General features: G+C 35.4%; 6 protein-coding genes. 1 reads left to right on the plus strand and 5 read right to left on the minus strand.

The window, feature by feature from the left end; all coding sequences use genetic code 11:
- Positions 1-583 precede the first annotated feature (583 nt).
- From ACOYLT_RS09910 to ACOYLT_RS09925, 4 genes are all read right to left on the minus strand, one after another.
- Complete coding sequence (locus tag ACOYLT_RS09910) at positions 584-1,240, minus strand: HAD family hydrolase (RefSeq protein ID WP_422853694.1); 657 nt, start codon at positions 1,238-1,240, stop codon at positions 584-586.
- Positions 1,241-1,296: 56 nt separating this feature from the next.
- The gene (locus tag ACOYLT_RS09915; RefSeq protein WP_422853695.1) at positions 1,297-2,013 is read right to left on the minus strand and encodes a tRNA threonylcarbamoyladenosine dehydratase; all 717 of its coding nucleotides are present in this window, start codon (positions 2,011-2,013) and stop codon (positions 1,297-1,299) included.
- An 84-nt stretch (positions 2,014-2,097) separates the two neighbouring features.
- Positions 2,098-2,373, minus strand: coding sequence for a hypothetical protein (locus tag ACOYLT_RS09920; protein ID WP_422853696.1), 276 nt, complete (start codon positions 2,371-2,373; stop codon positions 2,098-2,100).
- A 303-nt stretch (positions 2,374-2,676) separates the two neighbouring features.
- A complete protein-coding gene (locus ACOYLT_RS09925) occupies positions 2,677-2,901 on the minus strand; it encodes a hypothetical protein (protein ID WP_422853697.1) in 225 nt (74 codons plus the stop codon).
- A 679-nt stretch (positions 2,902-3,580) separates the two neighbouring features.
- Between ACOYLT_RS09925 and ACOYLT_RS09930 the strand changes: the two genes are divergently transcribed.
- Complete coding sequence (locus tag ACOYLT_RS09930) at positions 3,581-4,393, plus strand: hypothetical protein (protein ID WP_422853698.1); 813 nt, start codon at positions 3,581-3,583, stop codon at positions 4,391-4,393.
- A gap of 266 nt (positions 4,394-4,659) precedes the next feature.
- Here the strand turns inward: ACOYLT_RS09930 and ACOYLT_RS09935 are convergent, their stop codons facing one another.
- Positions 4,660-5,310 carry a TatD family hydrolase gene (locus ACOYLT_RS09935; RefSeq protein ID WP_422853699.1) on the minus strand — a complete coding sequence of 217 codons (651 nt, stop codon included), beginning with the start codon at positions 5,308-5,310 and terminating at the stop codon, positions 4,660-4,662.
- Between the last annotated feature and the right edge of the window lie 145 nt (positions 5,311-5,455).

A 5,455-nucleotide genomic window follows, 5' to 3' on the forward strand; every position in this document is an offset into this window, starting at 1 on the left:
GTACTAAATAAAACTTTATTAATAGTAAACTCAAAGATGTTAAAAATCTAAAGTATCTATAATTGCCACCCCGCCCTTCGGGCACCCCTCCATAGGAGGGGAATAGTATGCGGGTATTTTACTAATAATTTAATATACTCAAAGATATTAAAAAATAAAAAGTATCTATAATTGCCACCCCGCCCTACGGGCACCCCTCCGAGGGAGGGGAATTGTTAGTGGGATATTTTACTATTGGTGTACTAAATAAAACTTTATTAATAGTAAACTCAAAGATGTTAAAAATCTAAAGTATCTATAATTGCCACCCCGCCCTTCGGGCACCCCTCCATAGGAGGGGAATAGTAATTTGCTATTGTTGTTCTTATTAGATTCTTTACAACAAACTATAAATCAATTTGTTTAAAGTTGTAATTTCTGTAATACTACTTTAAATTCCGCTTCTCATTATGATCCTGTCCCGATAAATTGGGTGGTACTCATGGGAGAGGTTGTTTTTTCTTCAACGCATAAAGTTAAATTAAATTCTAAAAAAAGGTAGAAAATTCCCCTCCCTTGGAGGGGTGCCCGAAGGGCGGGGTGGTTAATAGATGTTTCTTATAACATCAAAACTCAACTCATTGAAATGACTGATTACTTTATCAGCTTTGGAGTAATCCTGCAACTTAGAATTCACACTATCATAGCCTACGCAATAAATACCGGCCGCCTTGGCTGCTGCTACACCATTAGTGCTATCTTCTATCACGATGCACTGTTCTACAGGGGTATTGGCTAAAAAAGCCGCGTGTTGAAATATGGCAGGATGTGGTTTTGACTTTGGAAAGTCTTCCCCTGAAACAATATGGGTAAAGTAGTGGTGTAACCCAAAACGATTAAAAATCCTATTAATTGTTACTGTTGCTGATGATGATGCTAAAACCAACTGCATCCCATTGGCATGCAACTCTTTGATTAAGTCTTCTACACCATCTAATAAATACAAATCTTCTTTGCTATCAAAAGCGTCGTTGAACAAGTTACGTTTGGTTTCTACTAGTGTCTGCACATCTTCCTCTAAATTAAACTCAGCTTTCAAGCGTTCAAAGATATTCTTAGTCGAATTACCTGTAAACGAGGCATACATTTCGGGAGTAATAGGAATGTTTAGTTGTTTGAAATGCAAGTCATAGGCATAGTGATGCACCGGTTCGGTATCTACTATTACCCCATCCATGTCAAATATTACCGTATGTATCATTTAAAAGTTACGAATTATTAATAATTATTTCAGCGACTAAATACTGTTATAAAACACTATTCTTTTTTTAAAAGATGACGAATGACCGTTTCTGCAGCATACAAACCAAAAAGACCAGGCATGTAACTATTGGTGCCATAAAACGAGCGTTTATAGTTAGTCCCATCGGTCATTTTTAAACTGCTTTCGTCTTGAATTTCTGAGGAGAAAACTACTTTGAGTTTGTCTATTCTATATTCTTTTAGACGCTTTCTAACGGTTTTTGCCAATAGACAATTGGTCGTATTGCTTATACAGGATACTTTAACTTTGGCAGCTTCCATCTTCCCTCCTGCTCCCATGCTGGAGATTACTTTGACACGTTGTCTTTTACAAGCAACTATTAAATTTAGTTTGGGTGTAATGCTGTCAATGCAATCTAAAACATAATCATAATGAGGGGTAACAATTTCTAGTGCTCTTTCTGGTGATAGGAATTCTTCTAAACGGGTTAAGTTTAGTTCTGGGTTTATATCCATCAATCTGTCGCCAACGACTTGTACTTTGGGCATGCCTACAGTGGAATGCAATGCAGGTAATTGTCGGTTAACGTTTGTAATATCAACCACATCGCCATCAACAATGGTCATAGTTCCAACACCAGCACGAGCCAAAAACTCCGCAGCAAAAGATCCCACACCGCCTAGCCCAACTACTAATACATTAGCCCTTTTAAGATTATTTAATCCTTCTTTTTTGAATAAGAGTTCGGCTCTTTCTTGCCACTTTGCCATTTCTATAGTTAGGAATTAGAAATTTAAAGTGCAAAAATAAGGAAAATTGTTTATTCCCGACTACTCGGGAATGATAAAGCAAAACTATAAAACTGGGCTTTCAAAAAAAGTAACTTCTTTGGCTTTCGCTTTATCTCTGGCTTTGGCTAAACGTTTTTTTGTTCTTCTATCTATTCTTTCATTACGTTCGCGTTGGGCCGCTATTCTTGCGTTTCGTTCTGCATCCTGCTTGGCTGGTTGTTGTGTTTCTTGTTGCATTTTGTCTTGGTCAGTGCCCTGTTGGTCTGATTGATTGCTTGTTTGGGCTAGGGCTACGGTGCTTGCTCCTACTAAGAGCAGAGTTGCAAAAATTGTTTTCATGATGGTGTTGTTAAGGGTTATTTTTAAAGCAAAATTAGCCGTTACTCTAACTTGGGGTCTTATATAATTATAGAGGAAAGTTTTAAAATTAGAGGTAAGAGGCAAGAAGAAAGAGGCAAGAAGTACATTGTTTTGGGATTGTAAATGAGATAAAGAGACGCTGAAAAAATCGTCAGTTTTGTGTTTTATTGTAAGGTTTTCTATGGTATTACATGAAGGAATTTATCTAAATAATTCGCAGCAGGAATTGGCAGATTTTTAGCTTTTTTTTATTTGATTTCCTGTACATTGGAAATAGCATTTTTAGGCAACATGGTAGTATGACTTCATACGAAATGGCTCTAAATCAACAACAGGGATACCTCTATATTTAGCATACTCATCGAAAGTGATTTTGAATCGTTTTTCATTTTTATTAAAAAAAACTTTCAAATCATTCATTCTTTGAGAAGCTGAACGCATAGAGCAAAACTCAATCTGCGCTATGTCATTAGTCGTTATGTATATTCTTAAATTTTTTCTTTTCATGGCATTTATGCTTATTGGGGCGTTGGTTACTCGTGTTTGTATTCATGGTTTAAGGTTTCAATTGTTTTATTTTTTGTTATTTGCTTCAACATTACAAATTTACTATAAGAAGAATTAATTCAAAATGTTAGTTTTCAACAATTTGTAATGTCTTATTAACAAAAAAGGCTCACTTTTAAACACTATAACACTACTTTTTTCTATTAAAAAACATAAGTAAGTAGCTGAATTAATATATATTAACTTTAAAATTAAAAGTGTTTTGACTATTTGAATTATAAATAAAAAATTAGGAAAATAAAAATTGTGTTGATAAGTAGAAAAAAATATTCATTGATACGTTTTTGCCCGTATCTAAAGGTGTTGCCAAGCTATATTTAGCAATTATTGCTTTGGGTTTTATCTTGCTACTACTTCTATACTACTGATGCTATACTTATAACATACTTCTGGCATACATTAGCCATACACTCTTGATACACTCGGCATACACACCTCATACACTAGCACTTCTTTTTAGGAATGTTTACTGCGCTTGTGCTTATATTATAACTAATTGTTTTACAGTATATTGGATTTCTATTTCGGCAAATTCGGCATTATATGGCAAATTGGGCTGTTATGTCATTTTATACTCTATTTTTTACTTTATGGTAAATGTTGTTTACACTCGGCAAGATTGACAATAGCCCATAAAAAGGCCTACTATCTTTGTATCAGTATTAATTTAATTTTATTAAAAATGGCAAAACTAAAAAGCCTGATTAAAGTAGAAGGAACGTTAGACGAACTTACCTTCTACAGAGGTACCGAGGGGTACTTGGTGCGCACCAAAGGTGGTGTTAGCAAGAACCGCATTATGAATGATCCTGCGTTTGCTAGAACACGAGAGAACGGGAAGGAATTTGGAAGTATTGCGGCTTCTGGGAAATTGTTACGGTCGGCATTGGGACCGATGGTGTTTAGAGCTAAAGACAGCAAGTTGACTAGTCGCCTTGTTGGGGTAATGGGGCAAGTAAAAAACATGGACACTGAGAGTGTGCGTGGTTCTCGGAACGTTGCTGAGGGATTGAATAATGCCTTGGCAGCAGCACTTCTTGAAGGATTTGATTTTAATGCTCGTGCTACCTACAGCAGTATTTTAAATGCTACTTCGGTAGTAGATGTTAGTACTGGAAAAGTAACCCTTAGCGGTTTTGATCCTACAGAGCAATTGCGAAGTCCTGATGGCGCTACACATTTTAGCTTGCAGGTAGGTTTTTTGCGCATTGATTTTGCAAGTGGCACTTATGAACTGACTCAGAGTGTTGAAAAAGTTTATCCTATTGTTACTGGAATTATTACCCCTTCTTTGACTCCTGAAACTGTACCTAGTTTGACTGGTACTGGCATGCACTTTATTTTGATTGAATTTTTTCAGGAGATTAATGGTGTGCGGTATATGTTGAACAATGGAGCATTTAATGTGTTGCATTTGTTAAAAGTGAGTTAGCCTTAGTTACCTCAAAAAAAGTTGGTTTAGTGTTCAAACTCCCTTTTAAAAACGCTCTGCCTTATGGTGGAGCGTTTTTTATTTCGTTTACAAAAAGGTTAGGAAAACTACTCAAAAATTGATTGTATAAGTGAAGGATTATTAGTATGTTTAGGGAGTCGTGGATGGTGAATTGTGAATTTATTATAAGTTTATGATTTTAAATTTTAAATATTAAATCCTAAATTCTTATCTCCTTTCCCTTATCCTCTAGATTACAAAGTCAACTATACTTTAAAAAACACTTTTTCAAAATTAGCTGCTATTTGTTGTTGCAGGGCTTCTATAGTCATGCCTTTGTATTCTGACGCACTACTATATACTTCTTCCAAAGTCTCTTCAATAGTATCTGTCTCTAGAAAAAATCTATCATTGGGAACCGACTGAAAGACGGTTTTCAATTCAGGATTTCGCAATAAATATTTCCCGAAGGAAAGATAAAAACCATGGTCAAGCATTTGTTGGGCTACTTGCACATTCTTCGAAAATCCGTGGAGGATTACAGGTACTGAGATATTTAGTCGTTTTTTTATTTCAATTAATTCATCATAGGCTGCCACAAGATGGAGTACTAAGGGTTTTTGGTATTGCTCGGCTAGGGCAATTTGTTGTTCAAATACTGCTATTTGTAATGCCATTGGGATTTCAATGCGTTTGTCTAAGCCACATTCGCCCAGTGCTAAACATTCGGGTAGTTGTAATTTGGTTTCAATAGTTGCCAAATCAGTTGCCAATCGGTTTTCGTCTATATACCAAGGATGAATACCAATGGAATACTGAGGGATAGTATCATCAAACGCCCACGGATACTGGTTGGCGAGTTCCAAAGTATTTGGATTATTGGTAAACTTGTGGGTATGTAAGTTGAAGAATTGCATGTGTAAAAGTAATAAATTAGGATTTAGGATTTGGGATTTAGGATTTAGGATTTAGGATTTAAGATTTAAGATTTATGATTTATGATTTATGATTTATGATTTAAGATTTATGATTTAAGATTTATGATTTAAGATTTATGATTTA

Origin of the sequence: Flavobacterium sp., from assembly GCF_049318185.1 — a bacterium.
In the GTDB taxonomy this organism is placed as follows: Bacteria; Bacteroidota; Bacteroidia; order Flavobacteriales; family Flavobacteriaceae; genus Flavobacterium.

Coding starts and splice junctions, on each gene's coding strand:
- ACOYLT_RS09935 (WP_422853699.1), bottom strand. CDS start 5,310: ATGCAATTCTTCAACTTACATACCCACAAGTTTACCAATAATCCAAAT.
- ACOYLT_RS09910 (WP_422853694.1), bottom strand. CDS start 1,240: ATGATACATACGGTAATATTTGACATGGATGGGGTAATAGTAGATACC.
- ACOYLT_RS09920 (WP_422853696.1), bottom strand. CDS start 2,373: ATGAAAACAATTTTTGCAACTCTGCTCTTAGTAGGAGCAAGCACCGTA.
- ACOYLT_RS09915 (WP_422853695.1), bottom strand. CDS start 2,013: ATGGCAAAGTGGCAAGAAAGAGCCGAACTCTTATTCAAAAAAGAAGGA.
- ACOYLT_RS09925 (WP_422853697.1), bottom strand. CDS start 2,901: ATGAAAAGAAAAAATTTAAGAATATACATAACGACTAATGACATAGCG.